The organism is Falsiroseomonas sp. RANM36, from assembly GCF_056682175.1.
The window spans coordinates 107616-129859 of the sequence record NZ_JBWXTD010000008.1; the positions used below are offsets into that span (position 1 = coordinate 107616).

24 protein-coding genes are annotated in these 22244 nt (G+C 71.6%); 7 read left to right on the forward strand and 17 right to left on the reverse strand.

What is annotated here, in order from left to right; all coding sequences use genetic code 11:
- The 5 genes from AC1MIR_RS26190 to rplM all read right to left on the reverse strand — a co-directional run.
- On the reverse strand, nt 1-449 hold a 449-nt coding region (locus tag AC1MIR_RS26190; protein WP_480031115.1), incomplete at its 3' end, for a hypothetical protein.
- The gene (locus AC1MIR_RS26195) at nt 446-994 is read right to left on the reverse strand and encodes a gamma carbonic anhydrase family protein (RefSeq protein WP_480031116.1); all 549 of its coding nucleotides are present in this window, start codon (nt 992-994) and stop codon (nt 446-448) included. The genes AC1MIR_RS26195 and AC1MIR_RS26190, both read right to left, overlap by 4 nt.
- Before the next feature lie 13 nt (nt 995-1007).
- Nucleotides 1008-1970 carry an N-acetyl-gamma-glutamyl-phosphate reductase gene (gene argC / locus AC1MIR_RS26200; RefSeq protein ID WP_480031117.1) on the reverse strand — a complete coding sequence of 321 codons (963 nt, stop codon included), beginning with the start codon at nt 1968-1970 and terminating at the stop codon, nt 1008-1010.
- A 133-nt stretch (nt 1971-2103) separates the two neighbouring features.
- Nucleotides 2104-2607, reverse strand: a complete 504-nt coding sequence (gene rpsI, locus AC1MIR_RS26205) for a 30S ribosomal protein S9 (protein ID WP_480031118.1) — start codon at nt 2605-2607, stop codon at nt 2104-2106.
- 4 nt (nt 2608-2611) lie between these two features.
- Nucleotides 2612-3106: a 50S ribosomal protein L13 gene (gene rplM / locus AC1MIR_RS26210; RefSeq protein WP_480031119.1), complete on the reverse strand. Its 495-nt coding sequence runs from the start codon at nt 3104-3106 to the stop codon at nt 2612-2614.
- 196 nt (nt 3107-3302) lie between these two features.
- Between rplM and AC1MIR_RS26215 the strand changes: the two genes are divergently transcribed.
- From AC1MIR_RS26215 to AC1MIR_RS26225, 3 genes are all read left to right on the forward strand, one after another.
- Complete coding sequence (locus AC1MIR_RS26215) at nt 3303-5003, forward strand: dihydroxy-acid dehydratase (protein WP_480031120.1); 1701 nt, start codon at nt 3303-3305, stop codon at nt 5001-5003.
- 65 nt (nt 5004-5068) lie between these two features.
- Complete coding sequence (locus tag AC1MIR_RS26220; protein WP_480031121.1) at nt 5069-6247, forward strand: M20 aminoacylase family protein; 1179 nt, start codon at nt 5069-5071, stop codon at nt 6245-6247.
- Nucleotides 6248-6252: 5 nt separating this feature from the next.
- Nucleotides 6253-6885: an invasion associated locus B family protein gene (locus AC1MIR_RS26225; protein ID WP_480031122.1), complete on the forward strand. Its 633-nt coding sequence runs from the start codon at nt 6253-6255 to the stop codon at nt 6883-6885.
- Nucleotides 6886-6888: 3 nt separating this feature from the next.
- On the opposite strand, the gene AC1MIR_RS26230 is transcribed toward AC1MIR_RS26225, so the two are convergent.
- Complete coding sequence (locus AC1MIR_RS26230; RefSeq protein ID WP_480031123.1) at nt 6889-7509, reverse strand: MarC family protein; 621 nt, start codon at nt 7507-7509, stop codon at nt 6889-6891.
- Nucleotides 7510-7587: 78 nt separating this feature from the next.
- Nucleotides 7588-8400 (reverse strand): aspartate dehydrogenase, encoded by an 813-nt coding sequence (locus tag AC1MIR_RS26235; RefSeq protein WP_480031124.1) that lies wholly within the window; start codon nt 8398-8400, stop codon nt 7588-7590.
- A gap of 296 nt (nt 8401-8696) precedes the next feature.
- Between AC1MIR_RS26235 and AC1MIR_RS26240 the strand changes: the two genes are divergently transcribed.
- A complete protein-coding gene (locus AC1MIR_RS26240) occupies nt 8697-9353 on the forward strand; it encodes a Crp/Fnr family transcriptional regulator (RefSeq protein ID WP_480031125.1) in 657 nt (218 codons plus the stop codon).
- A gap of 19 nt (nt 9354-9372) precedes the next feature.
- On the opposite strand, the gene cynS is transcribed toward AC1MIR_RS26240, so the two are convergent.
- From cynS to AC1MIR_RS26270, 6 genes are all read right to left on the reverse strand, one after another.
- Nucleotides 9373-9855, reverse strand: coding sequence for a cyanase (gene cynS / locus AC1MIR_RS26245; protein WP_480031126.1), 483 nt, complete (start codon nt 9853-9855; stop codon nt 9373-9375).
- A complete protein-coding gene (locus AC1MIR_RS26250; RefSeq protein ID WP_480031127.1) occupies nt 9852-10706 on the reverse strand; it encodes an ABC transporter ATP-binding protein in 855 nt (284 codons plus the stop codon). The genes cynS and AC1MIR_RS26250 overlap by 4 nt, the downstream gene beginning before the upstream one ends.
- Before the next feature lie 4 nt (nt 10707-10710).
- Nucleotides 10711-11562, reverse strand: coding sequence for a nitrate ABC transporter permease (gene ntrB / locus AC1MIR_RS26255; RefSeq protein ID WP_480031128.1), 852 nt, complete (start codon nt 11560-11562; stop codon nt 10711-10713).
- 7 nt (nt 11563-11569) lie between these two features.
- Nucleotides 11570-12937: a CmpA/NrtA family ABC transporter substrate-binding protein gene (locus AC1MIR_RS26260; protein ID WP_480031129.1), complete on the reverse strand. Its 1368-nt coding sequence runs from the start codon at nt 12935-12937 to the stop codon at nt 11570-11572.
- Nucleotides 12938-13081: 144 nt separating this feature from the next.
- Nucleotides 13082-13867, reverse strand: coding sequence for an SDR family NAD(P)-dependent oxidoreductase (locus AC1MIR_RS26265; protein ID WP_480031130.1), 786 nt, complete (start codon nt 13865-13867; stop codon nt 13082-13084).
- A 137-nt stretch (nt 13868-14004) separates the two neighbouring features.
- On the reverse strand, nt 14005-14373 hold the full coding sequence (locus AC1MIR_RS26270) for a DUF1127 domain-containing protein (protein WP_480031131.1): 369 nt from the start codon (nt 14371-14373) through the stop codon (nt 14005-14007).
- Between the two features lie 177 nt (nt 14374-14550).
- Here AC1MIR_RS26270 and AC1MIR_RS26275 point away from each other — a divergent pair, with 177 nt between their 5' ends.
- Nucleotides 14551-15477 (forward strand): aminopeptidase P family N-terminal domain-containing protein, encoded by a 927-nt coding sequence (locus tag AC1MIR_RS26275; protein ID WP_480031132.1) that lies wholly within the window; start codon nt 14551-14553, stop codon nt 15475-15477.
- Here the strand turns inward: AC1MIR_RS26275 and AC1MIR_RS26280 are convergent.
- The 4 genes from AC1MIR_RS26280 to AC1MIR_RS26295 all read right to left on the reverse strand — a co-directional run bounded on the left by AC1MIR_RS26280 (nt 15452) and on the right by AC1MIR_RS26295 (nt 19570).
- A complete protein-coding gene (locus AC1MIR_RS26280) occupies nt 15452-16447 on the reverse strand; it encodes a TRAP transporter substrate-binding protein (RefSeq protein WP_480031133.1) in 996 nt (331 codons plus the stop codon). The genes AC1MIR_RS26275 and AC1MIR_RS26280 overlap by 26 nt on opposite strands.
- Nucleotides 16448-16539: 92 nt before the next feature.
- Entirely contained in the window at nt 16540-17811 is a 1272-nt protein-coding gene (locus tag AC1MIR_RS26285; protein WP_480031134.1) for a TRAP transporter large permease, read from the reverse strand.
- A gap of 3 nt (nt 17812-17814) precedes the next feature.
- Nucleotides 17815-18345, reverse strand: a complete 531-nt coding sequence (locus AC1MIR_RS26290; protein ID WP_480031135.1) for a TRAP transporter small permease — start codon at nt 18343-18345, stop codon at nt 17815-17817.
- A gap of 73 nt (nt 18346-18418) precedes the next feature.
- The gene (locus AC1MIR_RS26295; protein WP_480031136.1) at nt 18419-19570 is read right to left on the reverse strand and encodes an NAD(P)/FAD-dependent oxidoreductase; all 1152 of its coding nucleotides are present in this window, start codon (nt 19568-19570) and stop codon (nt 18419-18421) included.
- Nucleotides 19571-19664: 94 nt separating this feature from the next.
- Between AC1MIR_RS26295 and AC1MIR_RS26300 the strand changes: the two genes are divergently transcribed.
- A complete protein-coding gene (locus AC1MIR_RS26300) occupies nt 19665-20612 on the forward strand; it encodes a dihydrodipicolinate synthase family protein (RefSeq protein WP_480031137.1) in 948 nt (315 codons plus the stop codon).
- 29 nt (nt 20613-20641) lie between these two features.
- On the forward strand, nt 20642-22244 hold a 1603-nt coding region (locus tag AC1MIR_RS26305), incomplete at its 3' end, for an FAD-dependent oxidoreductase (protein WP_480031138.1).

Genomic DNA, 22244 nt, shown 5'->3' on the forward strand with positions numbered 1-22244 from the left:
CCCCCCGCGCCCCGGGGCGGCGGGCGGGGGGGGGCCGCGGCGCGCGCGCCGGCCTGGTCGCCGCGGCGGACGGCGGCGGCGGCGGCGAGCAGCGCATCCTGCGCCTGCTGCGGCGTCGCCTCGGCGGCCAGCCCGATCGCCTGGCGCAGCGCCGCCCGGCCGTCCCGCAGCAGCCGCGTCACCCAGGGTCCGTCGGCGAAGCGCCCGCCATCCTGGAAGGCCGTCGCGGCATTCTCCACCATCGCGCTGGCGAAGGCCGCGCCGGCGGGGTCGCCGCCCAGCGCGCGCTCCCGGTCGAGGAAGGCATGCGCCGCGCTTTCCGTCGCGAAGCGCGCCGGATCGCCGGCGCCGCGCATCACCTCGGGCGGCAGTTCGGCCACGGGCTCCACGGTCATGCGCTCGCAGGCCGCGAGCAGCAGGGGCAGCAGCGCCAGCGCACGACGCTTCACGCCAGGCTCGCGCGGTGGCGCTTCGCGAGTTCCACGTAGTGCACCGCGGTGCGGTCGAAGCGCGCGCGCTCCTCCCCCGTCATCACGCGCACGAGCTTGGCGGGGTTGCCCATCCAGAGCTCGCCCGGCCCGATCACCTTGCCCGGCGGCAGCAGCCCGCCCGCGCCGAGCATCCCGCCTTCCTCGATCACCGCGCGGTCCAGCACCGTCGCGCCCATGCCGACGAAGGCGCGGTTCTTGAGCGTGCAGGCGTGCACGATGCAGGCATGGCCGATGGTCACGTCGTCACCGATGATCAGCGGCTCCGCGCCCGCGTTGAGATGCAGGATGGAGCCGTCCTGCACGTTCGTGCGCGCGCCGATGCGCATGATGTTGGTGTCGCCGCGCAGCACGCAGTGATACCAGATCGAGCTGTCCGCGCCGATCTCGACATCGCCCACGACGACGGCGGTCGGCGCCACCCAGGCCTCCGGGTGGATGCGCGGGAACTGGCCCTCGAAGGGCAGGAGCGGGCCGCGCTTCGCGGTCGGGTGCAGGTCGTCCATGCCGTTCGCTTCCCTACTCCGCCGCCAGCGGCAGCGCCGGCGCGACATCCAGGCCGAGCATCAGCCCGATATTCTGCACCGCGGCGCCCGAGGCGCCCTTGCCCAGGTTGTCGAGCCGCGCGACCAGCACCGCCTGGCCACGCTTCTCGTTGCCGTAGACGCGCAGCTCCAGCCGGTTGGAGCCGTTCAGATCCTCCGGCGCCAGCCGCGCCTTGCCGTCGGCCGGCTGCACGCTCACCCAGGTGGAGCGCGCATAGGCGTCGCGCAGCGCCCCCTCCAGGTCGGCCACGGTCGTGCCGGGCTTCAGCATGTCGAGATGCAGCGGCACGCTCACCATCATGCCCTGCGCGAAGTCGCCGACGCTGGGCACGAAGATCGGGCGCCGCGTCAGGCCGCCATAGTGCTGGATCTCCGGCACATGCTTGTGCTCGAGCGTCAGCCCATACAGGAAGAACGGGGCTGCGCTGCGCGCCGGTTCGAACTCCGCGATCATCGCCTTGCCGCCGCCCGAATAGCCGGAGACCGCGTTGATCGTCACGGGATAGTCGCGCGGCAGGATGCCGGCCTCGACCAGCGGGCGGATCAGCGCGATGGCGCCCGTGGGATAGCAGCCGGGATTGGCGACGCGCGGCGCCGCGGCGATCGCCGCTTCCTGCGCGGCCGACAACTCCGCGAAGCCATAGACCCAGTCCGGATGCACCCGATGCGCGGTGGAGGCGTCGAGCAGCTTCGGCGCGGCATCGCCGAGCTCCGCCGCCATCGTCGCCGCTTCCTTCGCGGCGTCGTCGGGCAGGCAGAGCACCACCAGGTCCACCTCCGCCATCAGTGCGCGCTTGGCCGCGGGATCCTTGCGCTGCTCGGGCGCGATCGATCGCAGCGCGATGCCGGGAAAGCGCGCCAGGCGCTCGCGGATCTGCAGGCCGGTCGTGCCGGCTTCGCCGTCGATGAAGACGCTCGGAATGGGGCCCTTTGCCATGGTTGCGGCTCCTGTCGCGTTGCAGATGGGGCCTGCAACTGCCCTGGAAAAGCAAGAGGGGCGGGCCCTTGCGGACCCGCCCCCCGGATGAACCAGCCATGCAGGCCGGGCGTGACGCCCGGTCCGCTGGGAGTCAGCGCTTGGAGAACTGGAACGAACGTCGCGCCTTCGGCTTGCCGTACTTCTTGCGCTCCACGGCGCGCGGGTCGCGCGTCAGGAAGCCGGCCTTCTTGAGCAGCGGGCGCAGCCCCGGCTCGTAGTAGGTCAGCGCGCGGGAGATGCCGTGGCGCAGCGCGCCGGCCTGGCCCGAGAGGCCGCCGCCGACGACGGTCGCGTACACGTCGAACTGCTGGTAGCGGTCGGTGACCAGGAAGGGCTGAGAGATCAGCATGCGCAGCACCGGCCGGGCGAAATACTTCGACAGCGCCTTGCCGTTGATCTCCATCTCGCCCTTGCCGGGCTTCACCCAGACGCGGGCGATGGCGTTCTTGCGCCGGCCGGTCGCGTAGGAGCGGCCCTGCGCGTCGCGCTTCGGCTCGCGCGGGGCCTCGGCCTGGGCGGCGGCGGGGCCGCCGGCCGCGCTCACCATGTCCTTCAGCTCGGCCAGCGAGCCGCTGCGGGAAGTCTGCTCGCTCATCGACTTACGCCACCTTGTTCTTCGCGCCGCCAGCGGCGACGTTCTTGCGGTTCATCGCGGCGACGTCGAGCGCCTGCGGGGTGTTGCCGCCATGCGGATGCTCCGGCCCGGCATAGACATGCAGGTTGCCCATCTGCCGCCGGCCGAGCGGGCCGCGCGTGATCATGCGCTCCACCGCCTTCTCGATCACGCGCTCGGGGTGCGCGCTCTCGATCCGCTCGCGGAAGCTGCGGCCCTTGATGCCGCCCGGATAGCCGGTGTGCCAGTAGAACACCGACTGCTGCGCCTTCTGGCCCGTCACGCGGACCTTCCGGGCGTTGATCACGACGACATGGTCGCCGCAATCCACATGCGGGGTGAACTGCGCCTTGTGCTTGCCGCGCAGCCGGTTGGCGACGATCGAGGCGAGGCGGCCCAGCACGAGGCCTTCCGCATCGATCAGCACCCAGTTCTTGCTGACCTCCGCCGGCTTGATGGAGGTGGTCTGTCTCGTCAGCATCTTCTTACAGTGATCCGAAACGGGGTTCGGCGCGCCGTATCGCGGGAAGGGGCGGAAAAGTCAAGCGGGAAGGGCCTTTTGGATATGCGGTAACATATTACCGCATTCCTCCCCCGCCCCGCTTCGCCCCCGCCCCGACCCTCCCCCGCAGGCGGGGGAGGGAGTAACAGCAGGAAGACGGAGTAGGACTCACCGCATGACCGACACGCCCCGCAAGCACGGCCTCGCCAACCGCTCCTCCAACTACGGGGACCGGGAATTCGCGCTTTATCTCCGGCGGTCCTTCGCCAAGTCCATGGGCTATTCCCAGGCCATGCTGGACAAGCCCGTGGTCGGCATCGCTGACACCGCGAGCGACTACAACAACTGCCACCGCACCGTCCCCGAGCTGCTGGAGGCGGTGAAGCGTGGCGTGCTGGCGGCCGGTGGCCTGCCGCTGGCCTTCCCGACGGTCTCGCTGTGCGAGCCCTCGCTGAACCCCTGCTCCATGCACTACCGCAACCTGATGGCGCTCGACACCGAGGCGATGCTCACCGCCCAGCCGATGGACGCGGCGGTGCTGATCGGCGGTTGCGACAAGACCGTGCCGGCGCAGCTCATGGCCGCCGTGAGCTCCGGTACCCCCTCCGTCATGCTGGTGACCGGCCCGATGCTCGCCCAGGCCTTCGAGGGCGAGCGCCTCTCCGCCTGCACCGATTGCCGCCGCTACTGGGCGAAATACCGCGCCGGCGAGGTGACGGACGACAAGATCGCGACGATCGAAGGCAAGCTGGCGACCACGGCCGGCACCTGCGGCGTGATGGGCACGGCCAGCACCATGGCCTGCCTTGCCGCCACCCTCGGCTTCATGCCGCTCGACGCCGCCAGCGCCCCGGCGGTCCACGCCGACCGGCTCCGCATCGCCGAGGAAGCCGGCGCCCAGGCGGTGCGGCTGATCGCCAACCCGATGCCCCCCGCCGCGCTGGTCACGCCCGAAAGCGTCGAGAATGCGATGCGCGTGCTGCTCTCGCTCGGCGGATCCACCAACGCGGTCGTGCATCTCGCCGCCATCGCCGGCCGCGCCGGCCTCGCCTTCGACCTCGACCGGCTCGACGCGCTGAGCGAGACGACGCCCGTGCTGGTGGACCTCAAGCCCACCGGCGAGGGCTACATGGAGGACTTCCATTCGGCCGGCGGGATGCGCGCCCTGCTCTGGGAACTCCGCGACCTGCTCGATCTGGACACGCCGGACCTCGACGGCGTCCCGCTCCGCACGCGCATCGGCGATGGCGGCCACTTCGTGGACCGGAAGATCATCCGTGCGCGTGAGATGCCGATCAGCCCGGCGGGCGGCATCGTGACGCTGCGCGGCACCCTCGCGCCGGACGGCGCCATCCTCAAGCGCAGCGCCGCCACGCCCGCCCTGTTCGAGACCGAGGCCCGCTGCGTCGTCTTCGACGGGCTCGAGGACCTGGCGAACCGCGTGGACGACCCCGACCTCGAGGTCAGCGCCCAGGACATCCTGGTGCTGAAGGGCGCCGGCCCGCGCAGCCCCGCGGGCATGCCGGAAGCCGGCTACCTGCCCATCCCGAAGAAGCTGGCGCGGCAGGGCGTGAAGGATATGGTGCGGATCAGCGATTGCCGCATGTCGGGCACCGCCTTCGGCACCATCGTGCTGCATGTCGCGCCGGAAGCCGCGGTTGGCGGGCCGCTCGCCTTCGTCGAGACCGGCGACCGGATCAGGCTTTCCGTGAACGACCGCCGCCTCGACCTGCTGGTGGACGAGGCGACGCTCGCCGCCCGCCGCGCCGCCTGGCAGCCGGCGCCGGCGCCCGCCCGCGGCTGGGACCGCCTGGTGCATGAGCAGGTGACCCAGGCCCCGCTCGGCGCGGATCTTGCGTTCCTGCGGCCCGGCTGAACCTTGCGCCGCCTGCCGCCGCCCCTCATTACAGGGGCCTGAACGCTTCCCGGGGACGCCTTGCCATGCCCGTCATCAACCGCATCGCCGAGTTCCACCCGGAGATGACCGCCTGGCGGCGAGACTTCCACCAGCACCCCGAGCTCGGCTTCGAGGAGGTGCGCACCGCCGGCATCGTCGCCCAGAAACTGCGCGAATTCGGCTGCGACGAGGTGCATACCGGCATCGCCAAGACCGGCGTGGTCGGCGTGATCCGCGGCAGCGGCAACTCCGGCCGCGCCATCGGCTTCCGCGCCGACATGGACGCGCTGCCCTTGCAGGAACTGACCGGCCTGCCGCACGCCTCCACCATCCCGGGCAGGATGCATGCCTGCGGCCATGACGGGCACACCACGATGCTGCTCGGCGCCGCGAAATACCTGGCCGAGACCCGCAACTTCGACGGCACCGTCTATCTCGTCTTCCAGCCGGCGGAAGAGAACCTCGCCGGCGGCGAGGTGATGGTGAAGGAAGGCCTGTTCGAGCGCTTCCCGATGGAGCGCATCTTCGGCATGCACAACTGGCCGGGCGCGCCCGCCGGCACCTTCCTGCACGCGCCGGGCCCCGTGATGGCCGCGGTGGCGAACCTCGAAGCCACCGTCACCGGCCGCGGCGCACATGGCGCCATGCCGCATAACGGCGTGGACCCGATCCTGATCGCGTCGCACATCGTCGCCGCGCTGCAGAGCGTGGTAGCGCGCAACGTGAACCCGCTCGAAGCCGGCGTGATCACCATCGCCCATTTCACCGGCGGCCACACCTTCAACGTGATCCCCGAAAGCGTGCACCTGCAGGGCACCGCCCGCTGGTTCCTGCCCGAGGTCGGCGACCTGCTGGAGCGCCGCTTCAAGGAAATCGTCACCGGCATCGCGGCCGCGATGGGCGGCTCCGCCGAATGCAGCTTCGCCCGCGCCTACCCGGCCACGGTGAACGAGCCCGAAAGCACCGAGATCGCCGCCCGCGCCGCGCGCAGCGTCACCGGCGAGGCGCGCACCCGCCCGCTGCCCCAGCCCACCATGGGCGGCGAGGATTTTTCCTTCATGCTGGAGAAGAAGGCCGGGGCCTATCTCTTCCTCGGCGGCGGCAAGGGGGCTGACGACGCGATGGTCCACCACCCGAAATACGACTTCAACGACGAGATCTTGCCGGTCGGCGCGAGCTGGTTCGCGACGCTGGCCGAGCAGATCCTGCCGCGGCAGGGCTGAGCGCGATGGGCGGGCGGATGCGCGCGGCGCTGGCGGCGGCGGCGATGCTGGCGGCGATGCCGGCGGCGGCACAGCGCCCGCCGTCGCCCGCAGCCGCGCCTGCCCCGCCGCCAGCCCCGGCCCAGCCCGCCGCCCCGGACGCCGAGGCCTGGAGCGTCACCTGCGACGACACGGCCACGCCGCGCAACTGCCAGCTGTCGGCCAATGTCATGCTGCGTCCGCAGAACCAGCGGATCGCGCGCATCATCCTCACGCGCCAGCCCGCCACGCGCTCCCTCGGCCTGGTGTTCAAGCTGCCGCACGGGATGCTGCTGCCGGCCGGCATGACCTGGCAGCTGGATGACGGGGAGGCGCAGCGGCTCGCCTTCCAGACCTCGGACACCGAGGGCGTCTATGCCGGCGTGCCGGTCACCGACGACCTGCTCGCCGCGTTGCGCCGCGCCGGCGTGCTGCGCATCGCCTTCGTCGCCGCCGCCCAGCGCGAGCCGCTGGCCCTGCCGGTGCCGATGGCGCAATTCCCCGATGGCGTCGCGCGCTTCTTCGCCGCCGAGCAGGCCGCGCCCGCGCAGCCCGCGCCCGCCGCGATCCCGGCCCCGCCGCCGCCGGCACCACCGGCGACGCCGCCCGCGCGGCGCTGAGCGTCAGCCGCCGAGGCTCTGCTTCAGCCCGTCCAGCGCGATCTGCGCCGCCAGCGCCGCGAGCAGCACGCCGAGCACGCGGCCGATCACATGCCCGCCGGTCTGCCCCAGCAGCCGCGCCACCTGTCCGGCCGCCAGCAGGCAGACCAGCGTCAGCACCAGCACCGCCACCAGCGCCGCCATCACCGCGGCCAGCGCCATCGGGTCGCCGCGCGCCTGCTCGCGCATCAGCACCATGCTGGTCATGCCGCCGGGGCCCGCCAGCAGCGGGATCGCCAGCGGAAAGACCGAGACGTCGTGCTGCTCGGCGCCCGCCTTCTGCTCCTCCGGCGAGGCGCGCAGGAAGGTCTGGCCCATCACCATGTCGGCCGCCAGCAGGAACAGCAGCAGCCCGCCCGCCACCTTCATCGCCGGCAGCCCGATCCCCAGCGCGCGCAGCAGCCATCCGCCCAGCAGCGCGAAGACGAACAGCACGACGGTGGCGATCACCGTCGCGCGGATCGCCTGGCGCCGCCGTTCGGCGGCGGTGTTGTTGGTCGTCATGCTGGCGAAGATCACGGCGGTCCCCACGGGATCCACGATCACCAGCAGCGCGACCAGCGTGAAGCCGAAGGTCTCGAGCATCGCGCCGCCAGCCTAGACCTGCGGCGCCCTCCGGCGAGCGCCGCCGCGCCGCGTGGGACGCTCCGCCAAGCGGCGAGCCTAGCTGCCCACCTTCAGCGTGCTGGTCAGCCCGCGCAGGCAGGCCAGGATGGACAGCGGCGTGATCTTGCCGGTGCGGGGGTTCTCCTCGCTCGGCACGTTCTCGATCGTCATGGTCAGCCGCGCCGCCGCCGCCTCCACGCGGATCGTGTGCGTGTTGCGCGTGACATGCGGGTCCGCCCAGATCTCGATCATTGTGCGCTGCGGCCCGATGCCGGCCAGCGCGAGCGCCGCCGCGACATTCACATTGGCCGGAAAGCCCTGCGCGGCGTCATAGGCGTTGCCCTTGAACACCAGCTGCTTCGCGTCCTTCACCGCCAGCACGTCGATGCCGTGCTGCTCCAGATAGGGCGCGCCGACCAGGCCGCGCGGCGGCTTGCGCGTCTCGATGGTGACGGAGGCCACCTCGCCTTCCGCCGCGGCGCGCACCGCATCGAGGCCGAGCAGCGCGCCGGTCGGCACGATGATCCGCGCGCCGGTCTTCCGTGCTTCCTCCACCAGATGCATGCGCGGCAGTAGCGCGCCGCAGGAGGATGGGACGAAGATCCGCCCGCGCGCGATCGCGGCCTTCGCGATCTCCTCGAAGATCGCCGCCGGCGCGGCTTCCACCACGATGTCGGCCTCGGCGAGGTCGGCGAGCGCGACGATCGCCGGCGGATTGCGGAAGCCGGCCAGGTTGTCGCGCGCCTTTGCATGGTCGCGCGCGGCGACGCAGGCCAGCCGCAGCCCGTCCACGCCCGCATCCAGCGCGCGCGCCAGATGCAGCCCGATGGCGCCGAGCCCCGCGATGCCGACCGTCAGCTGCCTCGCCATGGATCCCTCCGATCTCGGGCCGGTGCGTAGCACGAGGCGGCGCGGCGTCGAAGGGGCGCGCTCAAGCAGCTGTGAAGCCCGTGGGGGCGCGCGCGGAAGCCCGGGCCGCTAGGTTGCCCGCCTGCGCCCACGCATCGCCTGCGCCGCAGCCGCCCGCAGCACACGGTGCGCCGCCATGGCTCCACCGGCCGGGCATGCCGCCATCCGCCTCCCTCGCTGCCGCAGGCCGGATCACCCCGGCGCGCGGCATCGCCGGGAATGCGGGACACGCCCCTCCTGCCGGGAGCCGATCCGCCATGTCCTTCGCGCCGCTCGATCTGCTCGTGCACGGGTCCAACATCCTGCTGCTGGTCGCGTATTCCGTGCGCGACATCCTCTGGCTGCGCTGGTTCGCGGTGGCGGCGGCGGTGACCAACATGCCCTTCTTCCTGCTGCAGGAGACGGTGCTGTGGCCGCCAGTGTTCTGGGCGGCGATCTTCACGGCCATCAACCTGGTGCAGATCTGGCGCATCTACCGCGAACGCCGCCCGGTCGTGCTCGGCCCGGACGAGCAGGCGCTCTACGACCTCGGCTTCCGCGGCATCCGTCCGCGCGAATTCCTCGCCCTGGCGATGGAGGGCAGCTGGTCGGACGCGCCGGCGGGCACGCAGCTGCTCGTCGCCGGCCTGCCCGCCGAGCATGTCAGCATCGCGATCCGCGGCCGCGTCGCCATGACGCGGGAGGACCGCCGGATCGGCGAGCTCGCCCCCGGCGACCTGATCGGCGTGACGATGGTGTTGACCGGCGAGCCCTCGCCGGTGGATGCCCGCTTCGAGGAGCCGGGCCGCTACATCAGCTGGCCCACGGCGCGGCTGCGCGCCTTCCTCGAGCGGCGGCCCGAGCTGCCCGCCGCCGTGCTCGGCCATGTGAAGCAGGACATCGCGCGCAAGCTCTACCTGAACTTCGCGCGCTGACGCCCGGCCGGTCGGAGGACTACTCCTCCTTGAAGCCGTAGGCGGGGATGCCCTGCTCGGCGCCGTAGTATTTGTAGGGCAGGAACTTCCCGGTCATCTCGATCTTCACCCGGTCGCCCTTCTCATGCGCCATGCGCTCGAAGTGGAAATCGAAGTCGATCGCCGACATGATGCCGTCGCCGAACTCCTCCTCGATCAGCGCCTTCCAGGCCGGGCCGTTGACCATCACCATCTCGTAGAAGCGGTAGATCAGCGGATCGGTCGGCGGCATCGCGGTGCCGCGATAGGGCACCTCGTTCAGCATCCGCTCCTCGACCTCGGAAAGGCCGAACAGCTTGGCGGCCTTGGCGGCGAGCGGCTTCACCAGCTTCATCTGGCCGAGCAGCGCGCCGACGATCAGCGTGTCGGAGATGCCGCCGATCTCGCCGCAGATGTATTTCCAGGTCCAGTTCTTCTCGCGCTTGATGTCGAGGATCTTTTCCGTCAGGTCGGCGCGGGTCATGCGGCGTTCTCCATGGCGTGGGATTGGGCGGGGCGGATTTCCGGCACGTCTCGCGGGTTCCAGCCGGAAGGCGGCTTGCCGGCAAGCGTGCGGCTGCGCGTGATCAGGAAGTCCAGGATGTGATCGCGCAGCTCGTGATAGCCCGGCATGTGGTGCAGGCTGGCGCGGTCGCGTGGCCGCGGCAGCGTGTTCACCACCACCTCCGCCAGCCGCGCCTCCGGCCCGTTGGTCATCAGCAGGATGCGGTCCGCCAGCAGGATCGCCTCGTCCACGTCATGCGTGATCATGAAGGCCGTCTGATCCGCTTCGGTGACCAGCCGGGAAACCTCCTCCTGCAGCGCGCCGCGTGTGAGGGCGTCCAGCGCGGAGAAGGGCTCGTCCATCAGCAGCATCTTCGGCGCGATCGCCAGCGCGCGCGCGATGCCCACGCGCTGCTTCATCCCGCCCGAGAGCTGCGCCGGCTTTTTTTGGGCCGCATGGCCCAGGCCCACCTTCTCCAGGGCGGCGTGCGCGGCGTCGCGCAGCTTCGCCTTGCCCCAGTCCTTGTGGCGGCAGGACAGCGCGAAGGCCACGTTCTGCTCGGCCGTCATCCAGGGCATCAGCGCGTGGCCCTGGAAGATCACGGCGCGGTCCAGCGAGGGGCCGGTGATCTCCTGCCCGTCCACGATCACCACGCCGTCGCTCGGCGCCTCGAGCCCGGCGAGGATGTTCAGCACCGTCGTCTTGCCGCAGCCGGAATGGCCGACGAGGCAGACGAACTCGCCGCGGCGGATGTCGAACCAGAGATCCTCGAAGATCGTCGCGCCGGGATAGCGGCGCGCGATGCCCTCGACGGAAACGTATTTCGTCATCGCGTCACTCCGCCCAGGCCACGGCGCGGGCGAGCACGCCAAGCAGCCGGTCCAGCAGCAGGCCGACGATGCCGATCAGCAGGATCGCGATCACGATGTCGGCGAGCGAGAGGTTGTTCCACTGGTTCCACACCCAGTAGCCGATGCCCGTGCCGCCCACGAGCATCTCCGCCGCCACGATCACCAGCCAGGCGATGCCGATGGAGATGCGCATCCCCGTCAGGATGGTCGGCGCGGCGGCCGGCAGGATGACCTTCCACGCGGTCTTGAGCCGGCCCGCCTCCAACGTGCGCGCGACATTCAGCCACTCCTTCCGCGTGCTCGACACGCCGAAGGCGGTGTTGAGCAGCATCGGCCAGACCGAGCAGATGAAGATGACGAAGATCGAGGAGATCGAGCTGTCCTTGATGGTGTAGAGCGCGAGCGGCATCCAGGCGAGCGGCGAGACCGGCCGCAGCACCTGGATGAAGGGATTGAGCGCGGCACTCAGCAGCGGCGACATGCCGATGAGAAAACCCAGCGGGATGGCGACCGCGGCAGCCAGAAGAAAACCCGCCGCGACGCGGGCCAGCGAATAGGCCAGCTGGATGCCGATGCCCTGGTCGTTGGGCCCGGCGATGTAGAAGGGGTCGCGCACCAGTTCCCAGAGCCTCGCCGCGATCTCGGACGGCATCGGGAAGGCCGTCTGCCCGCCCTGCGCCGCCGCCGCGCCGAGCAGCGCGGCGTATTCGGGATCGAGCGCCGCGCCCCCGCCCGCGCCGCCGGACCGCGCGGAGAATTCCCAGGCGCCGAGGAAGGCGGCGAGCAGCGCAAGCGACAGCAGCGCCGCCCGGGCATTCGTCACACCGGAAGACATGGCCGGCTCAGGACGTCCGGATGCCGCGCTCGGTCCAGGGCGCCGGGTTCGCCGGGTCGAAGGTGCGGCCCATCAGGGTGAAGGACTGCACCGTCGTCGCGGGCACCGTCTGGCCGAGCGCGCGCATCGCGTTCGCGGCGTCCGTCGCCAGGAAGACCTGCTCGGCCACCTGGCGATAATCCACCTCGCGGTTCAGCTGACCCCAGCGGCGCATCTGCGTCATGATCCACATCGCCATGGAGTGCCAGGGGAAGGGATCGAAGCCGATGCGGTCGGGCACGCGTTGCACGCGGCCGAGGCCATCGGCGAAGGTGCCGGTCAGCACCTGCTCGACCACGGTCTGCGGCTGGTTGAGATAGTTCTGGCCCGAGATCGCCGCCGCCACCTCGCGCCGGTTGGCGGCGTTCTGCGAATAGCCCGTCGCCTCCACGATGGCGCGCAGCAGCGCGTGGAAGGTGTTCGGCGTGTCCGTGATCATGCTGCGCGGCACGGCGAAGGCGCAGCAGGGATGGCCGTCCCACAGCTCCTTGGTCAGGATGTGGATGAAGCCGACGCCGTCGAATACGGCGCGCTGGTTGAAGGGATCGGGGCCGAGATAGCCGTCGATGTTGTCGGCGCGGAGATTGGCGACCATCTCCGGCGGCGGCACGGAGCGGATCTGCACGTCGCGGTCCGGGTCCACGCCATGCTCGGCCAGGTAATGCCGCAGCAGGTAGTTGTGCATCGAGAAGTCGAAGGGCACGGCGAACCGAAAACCCTTCCAGTCGCGCGGGTTGCGCCGGTCCTTGTGCTTGTTCGCCAGCGTGATCGCCTGGCCGTTGGTGTTCTCGATCGCCGCGACCGCGAAGGGGATCGGCTGCGCCACGCCGGCGCCGAGGCTCATCGCCAGGGGCATCGGGCTCAGCATGTGCGCCGCGTCGTATTCGCGCGCGATGGCGCGGTCGCGGATCACCGCCCAGCCGGCGGTGCGGATCACCTCCACGTTCAGCCCGTGGCGCTGATAGAAGCCCATCGGATGCGCCATGATGATCGGCGTGGCGCAGGTGATCGGGATGAACCCGATCTTCAGGTCCCGCTTCTCGATCGCGCCCGGCGCCTGGGCCAGCGCCTCGCGCGCCGCACCCAGCGGGAAGAAGGCGTTGATCGCGGCGAAGAGCGTGCCGGCGCCGACCGCGCGCAGCATGCCGCGCCGCGTCGCATCGTCGGGATACAGCGCGCGCAGCACCGCCTGCTCCGCCACCTCGCCATACTCATGCGTGCCGTCCTGCGCGGGCGCGTTCGGCAGGTCGTCACAGGCGAGGCCCGGCGCGTGCGTGCGACCGCAGCCGCACAGCGACGCGTCGGGGTCGAAGGGATTGGCGAAGCGACGGGCCATGGCGACGGGTCCTTCGGACGATGTTCCGGCGAAATGGCCGGCTCCCGTCCGGTCAGCAACCCGCGTGCCGCCGCGTTTTCAGGCAGATCGAGCGGTGCGCCGACCGTTTCCGCTCATCTTTCCAGCGCGCTGCCCAATTGCGCGTCACACCACCGGGCTGCGCCCGCCATCCACGTTGATCGCCGTGCCCGTGATGTAGGACGCAGCGTCCGACACGAGGAACGTCGCAAGCGCGGCAAACTCCTCCGGCCGTCCGTAGCGGCCAAGCGGCAGCCCCGCGCCGGCCTTGGCGAGCCATTCGTCGTAGCTGTCGGCGGTCTGCAGCCCGGCATGGCGCTTCTGGTGCTGTTCGGAATCGAACAGCCCCACCAGCATCGCATTCACCAGGATGCCGTGCTTCGCGCCTTCGTTCGCCAGGATCTTCGTCAGCGCCATGCCGGCGGCGCGGGAGACGGCGGTCGGCGCGCTCTCCGCCGCGGGCGCCTTCGCCGCGATGGCGAGCACGTTGATCACGCGCCCCCAGTTCCGCGCCACCATGCCGGGCCACACCGCGCGCGTCAGGCGGATGGCGGCGAAGAGCTTGAGGTCGAGATCGGCCTGCCACAACGCGTCGTCCACCTCCGGAAAGGGGCCGCGCTGGCTGGTGCCGGCGTTGTTCACCAGGATGTCCACCGGCCCGAGCGCCGCGGTCGCGTCCGCCACGGCCTTGGCGCAGCCCTCCGCGGTCGAGACATCGGCGGGGATGGCGGCGATCCGCGCGCCCTGGAAGCGCGCGGCGATCCCGGCCCTGGCCGCTTCGAGCTCGGCGGGGCGGCGGGCGACGATGGCCACGGCGGCGCCGGCCTCGGCGAAGCTTTCGGCCATGGCGCGGCCGAGGCCCTTGGAGGCGCCGGTGATCAGCGCGGTATGGCCATCGAGACGGATCTGCATGCGTTCCCCCTGCAAACCCGGACAGGATAGCCGCGCCGTCGCCCGCCAAAAAGAACGGGGCCGGCACCCGGGGGGAGGGCGCCGGCCCCGTGCGTCCGCGGAGGCCGTAGAGGGGGGCAGCCCCCGCGGAGTAAGGGTCAGGCCACGCGGGGCCGGCCGCTCGGCAGCGGGCGGACATTCGCGTTGGCCGGCGCCGCGGGCACCCGGAAATCCGGGTCGAAGACGCGGGCGAGGTCGCTGCGGCTCAGGCCGATATCCGCCAGCTCGCGGTCGGACAGCGAGCGCAGGCGTTCGAAGGTCGCGCGGCGCTCGGGGAATTCCAGCAGCGTGGTGCCGATGGTCGCGAGGAAGCGGCCGATCCCGGCGAAGGCGCGGCGGATCACCCCGGCGAGGGCGGCGTCGCGCGCGGCGGCGGCCTCGGCGCGCAGCGCGTCCACCTCGGACGCCCGCGGCGGGGTGGGGATGGAGAACAGCCCGATCTGTTCCTGGGTCTGACGGGGGTTCATGATGCGTCCAACTTCGTGGCGGCGCGCTCCGGGCCGGCCCCGATGGCCTCTCTCCGGTCGCGCTGCGTGAGCCGAAGATAGGGACGGGCCGGCCCTTTTTGGTGCGCTGCAACAACGCCCGAGCCATGCGCTCGGCGCATGTGGACCTGTGGAACCATGTTCAGGAGTTAAGGCTTCGTGACCACCCCCGACCCGCACCCCGCTCGCCTGGCCATCCTGCGGGCCGAGCTCGCCCGGCGCGGCGTGGATGGCCTGCTGGTGCCGCGCGGCGACGCCTTCCTCGGCGAATATGTCCCGCCCTCGGCCGAGCGGCTGGCCTGGCTGACGGGCTTCACCGGCAGCGCGGGCCTGGCGCTGGTGCTGCCCGACCGCGCCTTCCTCTTCGTGGATGGCCGCTACACCACCCAGGCCGAGCGGGAGACGAATGCCGGCCTCTGGACACTGCGGCACATCACGGAACAGCCGCCCGCCGAAATCCTGCGGACCGAAGCGAAAGGAAAACGCATCGGCCACGACCCCTGGCTGCACACCGAGGCCGCGCTGCAAAAGCTCACCGACGCCGGCGCCACGCTGGTGCCGCTGGACGGCAACCCCATAGACGCCGTCTGGACGGACCGCCCGGCCCCGCCCGAGGCGCCGGCCATCCCGCATCCCCTGGAGTTCGCCGGCCTGGATGCCGCCGCGAAGCGCCAGGCGGCGGCGAAGGCGCTGCGCGAGGCCGGCGAGGACGCGGCGGTGCTGGCCGACGCGCATTCCGTCGCCTGGCTGCTGAACATCCGCGGCGCCGATTTGGCCTATACGCCGCTCGCGCTCGCGCAGGCGCTGCTGCGCGCGGACGGGACGGTGGCGCTGTTCCTCGACCCCGCGCGCGCCGATGCGGCGCTGCGGGCGCATCTCGGCAACGCCGTCGCGCTGCGCCCGCCGGGCGAGCTCGGCGCGGCGCTGGATGCGCTTTCGGGCCAAAAACTGCGGGTGGACCCGGATGTGACGCCGGCCTGGATCGCCCGCCGCCTGCGCGCGGCCCCCCCCCCCGGGGGGGGCGGGCGGGCCCCCCCCCCCCCCCCCCCCCCCAGCCGGATCAGGCGGCGCGCTTGGCCGCGTTGATCTTCTCGACCCAGGCGCGGCCGTTCGGCGCCTCGGCCAGGATCGTGTCGTAGCTGCGCCGCGCGATGACCTTGAAGGGTTCGAGGTCGGGCTCCGTCACCGCGATGCCGCGCGCGCGGACGGTGGCGAGGCCCTCCACGTTCAGCCGTTCGTGGATGCCGAGGCCGTGCTGGATCGCCTCCTTCGCAGCCGTCCGCAGCGTTGCCTGCACATCGGCCGGCAGCGCGCGGAAGCGTGCGCCGCTGACCGCGAAGACGGTGGTGGACTGGTGCACCTTGGTCAGCGCGAAGTGCTGGATCACCTCCACGAAGCGGTCGGCGACCACGGCGTCGTTGCTGATCTCGAGCGCATCCACCACGCCGTTCTGCAGCGCCAGGAACACCTCGCCATAGGCCATCGGCGTCGGCTGCGTGCCGAGCACGCGATAGGCCTCCACGAAGCCGGGCGTCTGCAGCACGCGGATCTTGAGGCCCTGCAGGTCGGCCGGGGTGCGGATGGCGCGGCGGCCGCCGATGTTGCGCTCGAAGATCGCGCCGAAGCCGAGGCCCATCATGCCGAGCGGCTCCAGCTCCTTCAGCAGCTCGTCGCCCACCGGGCCCTGCAGCACGCGGTTCGCCTGCGGGTGGTCGTCGAAGATGTAGGGGAGGGAGAGCACGCGGTAGTCGCGCACCACCGTCTCCAGCGAGGAGCCGCCGACAAAGGCGCCGTCGATGACGCCGGTGCGCAGCGACTGGATCAGACGACCCTCGTTGCCGGCCGCGCCGCCGCCCTGGATGTTGACCGTGACGCGCCCGTTGGTGCGCTGCGCCGCGAGCTCTTTGAAACGTTCGAAGATCACCTGGTAGGCGCTGGTGGGGCTCAGCACATGGCCGAGATTCATGGTGATGGCCTGCGCGCGGGCGATGCCGGGCGCGCCGAGGGCGACGCCGGCGGCGGCAAGCCCGAGGCCGCGGCGGGTGATGCGTGTCATTGGGTGTTTCTCCTCTCCCGGTGGTTGGTCCAGTCCAGTGTTCGATCGCATTTTCCGAGTCGCCAGGCGATTCCACCTGGCTTGAAAATGCTCTAGCGCACCAGCGCAAGGCTCAGCGCGGGCACGTAGGTGATGATCATCAGGTTCAGCAGCAGCACCGCCAGGAACACGGACAGCGGCCGCATCAGCTGTTCCATGCTGATGCGCGCGATGCCGCAGGCGACGAAGAGGTTCACGCCGACCGGCGGCGTCACCATGCCGACCGCCAGGTTGACGATCAGGATCAGCCCGAAATGCACCGGGTCCACGCCGAAGGCGAGCGCGATCGGGGCCAGGATGGGGGCCAGGATGATGATGGCCGCGAAGGTCTCCATGAACATGCCGACCACCAGCAGGAACAAGTTGACCAGCAGCAGGAAGACCAGCGGATCGGAGGAGACGCCGGAGAGCATCGCCGCGATCTTCTGCGGCGCCTGCAGCAGCTGCAGCGCATAGCCGAACATGGCGGCGAAGCCGACGATGATCATGACGACGGAGGCGGTGAGCGCGGCATCCGCGAAGATCCGCGGCACCTCGGTCAGGGCGATCTCGCGATAGACGAAGACGCCGAGCAGCAGCGCATAGACCACGGCGACGACCGCGGCCTCGGTCGGCGTGAAGATGCCGCCATAGATGCCTCCGAGGATGATCACCGGCATCAGCAGCGAGAGGAAGGCGCGGCGGAAGGCGGCGAAGAGGTTCGCGACGTATTCGCCGAGGCTCGGCCGCGCCCGCTCGCCATGGCCCGCGACCATCGCCATCAGGCTTGCAGTGAGCATCAGCGACAGGCCGATCATCAGGCCGGGCAGGATGCCGGCGATGAACAGGTCGGTGATGGAGACGCCGGTCAGCACCGCATAGATCACCATCGGCACCGAAGGCGGGATGATGACGCCGAGCTCGCCGGAGGCGGCGACGACCGAGGCGGAATAGGGCCGCGGGTAGCGCTGCCGCTCCATCTCCGGGATCAGCACGCCGCCGATCGCCGCAGCTGTCGCCGCCGAGCTGCCGCTGATGGTGGCGAAGAGCATCGAGGTCAGCACCACCGCCGCGGCCAGCCCGCCCGGCAGGACGCCGACCACCGCGATGGCGAAGCCGACCAGCCGCTTGGCGATGCCGCCCACCTGCATCAGCCGCCCGGCGAGCACATAGAGCGGCAGCGCCATCAGCGCGAAGCTGTCGAGGCTCTCGAACACCACCTGCGGGATGGCGATGAGCGGGATGCCGAGGCCAAGCATGGTCGGCAGCGGCGCGATGCCGAGCGCGAGCGCGATCGGCAGCCCGCCGAGGAACAGCGCCGCCAGCAGGAGGAGCGCGCCGCCCATCCGCTATTCCACGCCTTCCGTCGTGGCGCCGATGCTGCGGATGTCGCGCCGGTCCAGCAGCGCTTCCGCCATCAGCGCGGCGGTGTTCAGGATCATCAGCGCCGCGCCGGCCGGCATCGCGGCATAGACCCAGGCCTTGGGGATCTGCATCACCGGGCTGGTCTCGACCGCGCCGAGCTCCATGAAGGCGAGGCCGACCGAGATCAGCAGCCCGAAGAAGCCGAGGCAGACCAGCAGGCCGAGATGCACGAGCCCCTGGCCCGGCAGCGACGGCAAGGCGCGCACCACGAATTCGAGCGAGATGAGCTGGCGCTTCCGGCAGCCGACGCCGGCGCCGAGGAAGACGATCCAGATCAGCACATAGCGCGCCACTTCCTCGGTCCAGGCGGCGGAGAGGTTGATGCCGGCGGCGGTCAGCACGAAGCGCACCATCACCTGGGTGAAGACGGCGACGGTCATCACGGCCAGCAGCAGGCCGATGCCGAAGGTCAGCACAAGGTTCAGCCGGTCCACCAGCCAGAGCAGCGCCCGCACCCATCCCCCCGATGCGCGTCGCGGCCAGACTAGGCATCCCGCGCCAGGGTTCGCAATGGGGGGTGAATGTTCGTCAGGCGAACGCGACGAAGCGGTCGGCACGGAAGGGGGCGAGGTCGAAGCCCGGATCGCGGCCGAGCAGCAGGTCCGCGGTGATGCGCGCGGTGACGGGCGCGCCGGAGAAGCCCATCCAGGGGAAGATGGCGTGGAAGAAGCCGGGAACGCCATGCGCCTCGCCCAGGATCGGCCGCCAATCGTCGGTGCCGTTGACGATGGCGGGCCAGGTGCGCAGCAGCCGGAGATCGGCAATGGCCGGCACCGCGGCGATGGCGACCGCGATGTTCTCCGCCATGCTGCGCGGGTCGGCCGCCAGCCGGCCATCGGCGCGCAGGCGCGAGGGCCAGCCGCCGCCGATCAGCACGCCGCCGTTGCGCGCCTGCTTGAGGCTGAGCCGCTCCACCGCGTGATACACCAGGTGGCGGATCAGCGGTGCGGCGGGCTCGGTGACGTTGACCTGGATCGGGTGCGCCTCGATCGGCAGGTCGAGGCCGAGCAGGGCGGAGACGCGCGCCGCCTCGGCGCCGGCGGCGTTCACCACGCGCGCGGCGCGGATCACCCCGGCATCGGTTTCGGCGCGGAAGCCGCCCGCATCCCGCGCCAGAGCGCGCAGCGCGACGGGCGCCAGCAGCCGCGCACCCGCGGCGGTGGCGGCGCGGGCAAGGGCGGGCGTCGTCACCAGCGGATTCGCCTTGCCCTCGGCGGGGCAGAACAGGCCGCCGATGACGCGCGGGGAGACATAGGGCGCGACGCGGCGTATGCCGGCCGCGTCCAGCAACTCCACCGCGACGCCGGCCGCGCGCTCGATCGCCGCCTTGCGGCCTATGTCGGCCAGCTGCGCCTCCGTCTCCGCCACCAGCAGCCCGCCGGGTGTCGCGAGATCGAGGTCGGTCGCGAGTTCCTCCGGCCAGCGCCGCCACAGCGCGAGGGAGGCGTCGAGCAGCGCCAGCGTCGGTGCATAGGCGCGCGCCCAACCCTCGCCCTTGGCCAGGAAGGGCTCATGCGCGATCTGCGCATGCAGGCTGCCGGCGTTGGCGCCGGAGGCGCCGGCGCCGATGGCGCGGCGCTCGAGGATCGTGACCGCCACGCCCTCCCGCGCCAGCATCCAGGCGGTGGCGCAGCCGGCGATGCCGCCGCCGACCACCAGCACATCCGTCGTGTTCGCCATGCGCACGGCTGCCGCTCTCCGGTCGCTGCGTTTACACGAGCATGGCGTCCCTGTAACCTCCGCACTCCGCATCCGAGGCAGAGGGCGCGCCGCCATGGCGAAGCAGTTCCGCGGCTCCTATTCCGTGATCGTCACGCCCTTCACCGAGGACGGGACGGGTCTCGACCTGCCGGCGCTGCGGCGCTTCCTGGACTGGCAGATCGGAGAGGGCGCGCCCGGCTTCATCATCCTCGGCACGACCGGCGAGTTCCTGACCGTGAGTGACGAGGAGCGCACGCAGCTCGTGGAAGCGACGGTCGCGCACTGCAAGGGCCGCGCCGACGTGCTGGTGGGCACCGCCAACGCCCATACGCCGAACGCCGTGCGCTACAGCAAGGAGGCCGAAAGGCTCGGCGCCGACGGGCTGATGATCATCCCGCCCTACTACTACTCGCCGACGCATGACGAGATCCACGGCTACTACAAGGCGATCTGCGAGGCCGTTTCGATCCCGATCATGCTCTACAACAACCCCTTCACCTCCAACGTGGACATGCCGGCGAAGCTGGTGGCGCGGCTGACCAAGGATTTCGAGCAGATCCGCTACATCAAGGAAGCCAGCCAGGACGTCGCGCGCGTCTACGACATCATCGAGGCGACGGACGGCGTGATGAATGTCTTCGCAGGCGAGCGCATCGTGGAGAGCTACGCCCTCGGCGCCGTGGGCTATGTGAACCCCTTCGGCAACTACATGCCGCTGCCCTCCACGCGCATCTGCGAGCTGCTGGCGGCGGGGCGCGTCGCGGAAGCGAAGCGCATCCAGCGCTGCATCACGGAGATCGAGCACATCATCGCCGAGGGCCATCCCACCTATGGCCACCAGTGCTATTCCAAGGCGCTGGCGGCGATCATGGGCTATCCGGTGGGCGATGTGCGCCCGCCGCTGACCACCTTCGCCTCGCTCGGGCAGGAAGGGCGCGATCGCGTCGCGCGCCTCAAGCCGATCATCGAGCGCGCCAACCAGCTGGCGCGTGGGGCCGCGCTGCCGCGCGCCGCCGAGTAACGTCGTGCGGAGAGCACGCGGCTAGATCCATGCGCATCGCGGGGCGGGGAACCGCGCCGCAGGGCGCGCCCGTTGCCTTCAGCTTCGAGGGCGAGCGCCTCGACGGCTTCGCCGGCGAGACCATCGCGGCCGCGCTGACGGCGGCGGACCGTCGCGCCTTCCGCCATGCCGCGCAGGGCGGCATGCGGGGCCTGTGGTGCGGCATGGGCGTCTGCCAGGAATGCCTGGTGACGGTGGATGGCAGGCCGAACCAGCGCGCCTGTATGACGACGCTGCGCGCGGGGATGTGCGTGACGACGCAGGTGGCGCATCCGATGCCCTGCGCCGAGGCGGCGCCCGCGCCGACACCCGGCCCCGCGACGCCCTGCGACATCCTGGTGGTCGGCGCGGGGCCGGCAGGGCAGCACGCCGCGCTCGCCGCGCGCGCCGCGGGCGTGCAGGTGACGCTGGTGGATGAGCGCGGCAGCCTGGGCGGGCAATACTTCAAGCCGCTCGCCAAGGCGCATCGCCATGTCGCGCGCCCGGACGCGCAGATGCGCGCGGGCCTGGACCTCGCCGCGCGAACGCGCGCGAGCGGCGCCGAGATCCTCTCGGGTGCAGCGGTCTGGAGCGCGGTCGCGCCGGACCAGGTGGCGCTGGCGATGCCCGATGGCGGCACCCGCTTCCTGGCGCCGCGGCGCGTGATCCTGGCGACCGGCGCGCATGAGCGGGCGCTGCCTTTTCCGGGTTGGACGCTGCCCGGCGTGATGACCACCGGTGCCGGCCAGACACTGGTGCGCTCCTGGCGGGTGGCGCCGGGGCGGCGCGTGGTGGTGGCCGGCAACGGGCCGCTGAACCTGCAGCTCGCGATCGAGCTGTTGGACGCGGGGATCGAAGTGGTCGCGCTGGCAGAGGCCGCGCCCGCGCCCCACGACGCGGCGGCGCTGCTGGCGATGGCGGCGACAGCGCCCGACCTTCTCGCGCGCGGGCTGCGCGACCGGTTGCGCCTGATGGCCGCGCGCGTGCCGGTGCTGCATCGGCACGTGGTGCTGCGGGCGGAAGGCGATGCCGCGGTCGCCCGCGTGACTCTGGCGCAGATCGACATGGCGGGCCGCCCGGTCGCCCGCAGCGAACGGGTGTTCGAGGCCGACGCGCTCTGCTGCGGCTACGGCTTCCAGCCGCAGGGCGAATTGGCGCGCGCACTCGGCTGCGTGCAGCATTGGGATGCGGCGCGGCGCATGCTGGTGACGCAACGCGACGCGGATGGGCGCAGCAGCCTGCCGGAAGTGTTCGTCGTCGGAGATGGTGCCGGTCTCGGCGGCGCGCGCGTGGCGGCTGCCGAAGGACACATCGCCGGCGCGACGGCCGCTGCCGATCTCGGCCATGCGCCGGATCGCGCGGCGCTGGAGTCCGCTCGACGCGACCTGGCCCGAGCGCGGCGCTTCCAGGCGGCGCTGTGGCGGCTCTACCGCGCGCCCGATCCGGGCTGGGCGCTTGCGACGCCCGAGACGCTGGTCTGCCGCTGCGAGGGCGTGACGCGCGGCGCGCTGGAGGCGGCGATCGCCGCCGCGCCCGCTCCCCGCGCGGCGCAGCGCGCGCCGCGCGGCGGCATGGGGCGCGGGCCGGGGCGCGACTGCGGGGCGCGGCTGGCCC

Excerpts from the sequence above, each read along its gene's own strand:
- AC1MIR_RS26230 (WP_480031123.1), bottom strand. The coding sequence starts at position 7,509 with ATGCTCGAGACCTTCGGCTTCACGCTGGTCGCGCTGCTGGTGATCGTG.
- AC1MIR_RS26285 (WP_480031134.1), bottom strand. The coding sequence starts at position 17,811 with ATGGGCGGCGCGCTCCTCCTGCTGGCGGCGCTGTTCCTCGGCGGGCTG.
- AC1MIR_RS26240 (WP_480031125.1), top strand. The coding sequence starts at position 8,697 with ATGTCCTTCGCGCCGCTCGATCTGCTCGTGCACGGGTCCAACATCCTG.
- AC1MIR_RS26215 (WP_480031120.1), top strand. The coding sequence starts at position 3,303 with ATGACCGACACGCCCCGCAAGCACGGCCTCGCCAACCGCTCCTCCAAC.
- AC1MIR_RS26250 (WP_480031127.1), bottom strand. The coding sequence starts at position 10,706 with ATGACGAAATACGTTTCCGTCGAGGGCATCGCGCGCCGCTATCCCGGC.
- AC1MIR_RS26260 (WP_480031129.1), bottom strand. The coding sequence starts at position 12,937 with ATGGCCCGTCGCTTCGCCAATCCCTTCGACCCCGACGCGTCGCTGTGC.
- AC1MIR_RS26280 (WP_480031133.1), bottom strand. The coding sequence starts at position 16,447 with ATGACACGCATCACCCGCCGCGGCCTCGGGCTTGCCGCCGCCGGCGTC.
- AC1MIR_RS26270 (WP_480031131.1), bottom strand. The coding sequence starts at position 14,373 with ATGAACCCCCGTCAGACCCAGGAACAGATCGGGCTGTTCTCCATCCCC.
- rplM (WP_480031119.1), bottom strand. The coding sequence starts at position 3,106 with ATGCTGACGAGACAGACCACCTCCATCAAGCCGGCGGAGGTCAGCAAG.
- ntrB (WP_480031128.1), bottom strand. The coding sequence starts at position 11,562 with ATGTCTTCCGGTGTGACGAATGCCCGGGCGGCGCTGCTGTCGCTTGCG.
- AC1MIR_RS26265 (WP_480031130.1), bottom strand. The coding sequence starts at position 13,867 with ATGCAGATCCGTCTCGATGGCCATACCGCGCTGATCACCGGCGCCTCC.
- cynS (WP_480031126.1), bottom strand. The coding sequence starts at position 9,855 with ATGACCCGCGCCGACCTGACGGAAAAGATCCTCGACATCAAGCGCGAG.
- AC1MIR_RS26220 (WP_480031121.1), top strand. The coding sequence starts at position 5,069 with ATGCCCGTCATCAACCGCATCGCCGAGTTCCACCCGGAGATGACCGCC.
- AC1MIR_RS26300 (WP_480031137.1), top strand. The coding sequence starts at position 19,665 with ATGGCGAAGCAGTTCCGCGGCTCCTATTCCGTGATCGTCACGCCCTTC.
- rpsI (WP_480031118.1), bottom strand. The coding sequence starts at position 2,607 with ATGAGCGAGCAGACTTCCCGCAGCGGCTCGCTGGCCGAGCTGAAGGAC.
- AC1MIR_RS26295 (WP_480031136.1), bottom strand. The coding sequence starts at position 19,570 with ATGGCGAACACGACGGATGTGCTGGTGGTCGGCGGCGGCATCGCCGGC.
- argC (WP_480031117.1), bottom strand. The coding sequence starts at position 1,970 with ATGGCAAAGGGCCCCATTCCGAGCGTCTTCATCGACGGCGAAGCCGGC.
- AC1MIR_RS26225 (WP_480031122.1), top strand. The coding sequence starts at position 6,253 with ATGGGCGGGCGGATGCGCGCGGCGCTGGCGGCGGCGGCGATGCTGGCG.
- AC1MIR_RS26195 (WP_480031116.1), bottom strand. The coding sequence starts at position 994 with ATGGACGACCTGCACCCGACCGCGAAGCGCGGCCCGCTCCTGCCCTTC.
- AC1MIR_RS26235 (WP_480031124.1), bottom strand. The coding sequence starts at position 8,400 with ATGGCGAGGCAGCTGACGGTCGGCATCGCGGGGCTCGGCGCCATCGGG.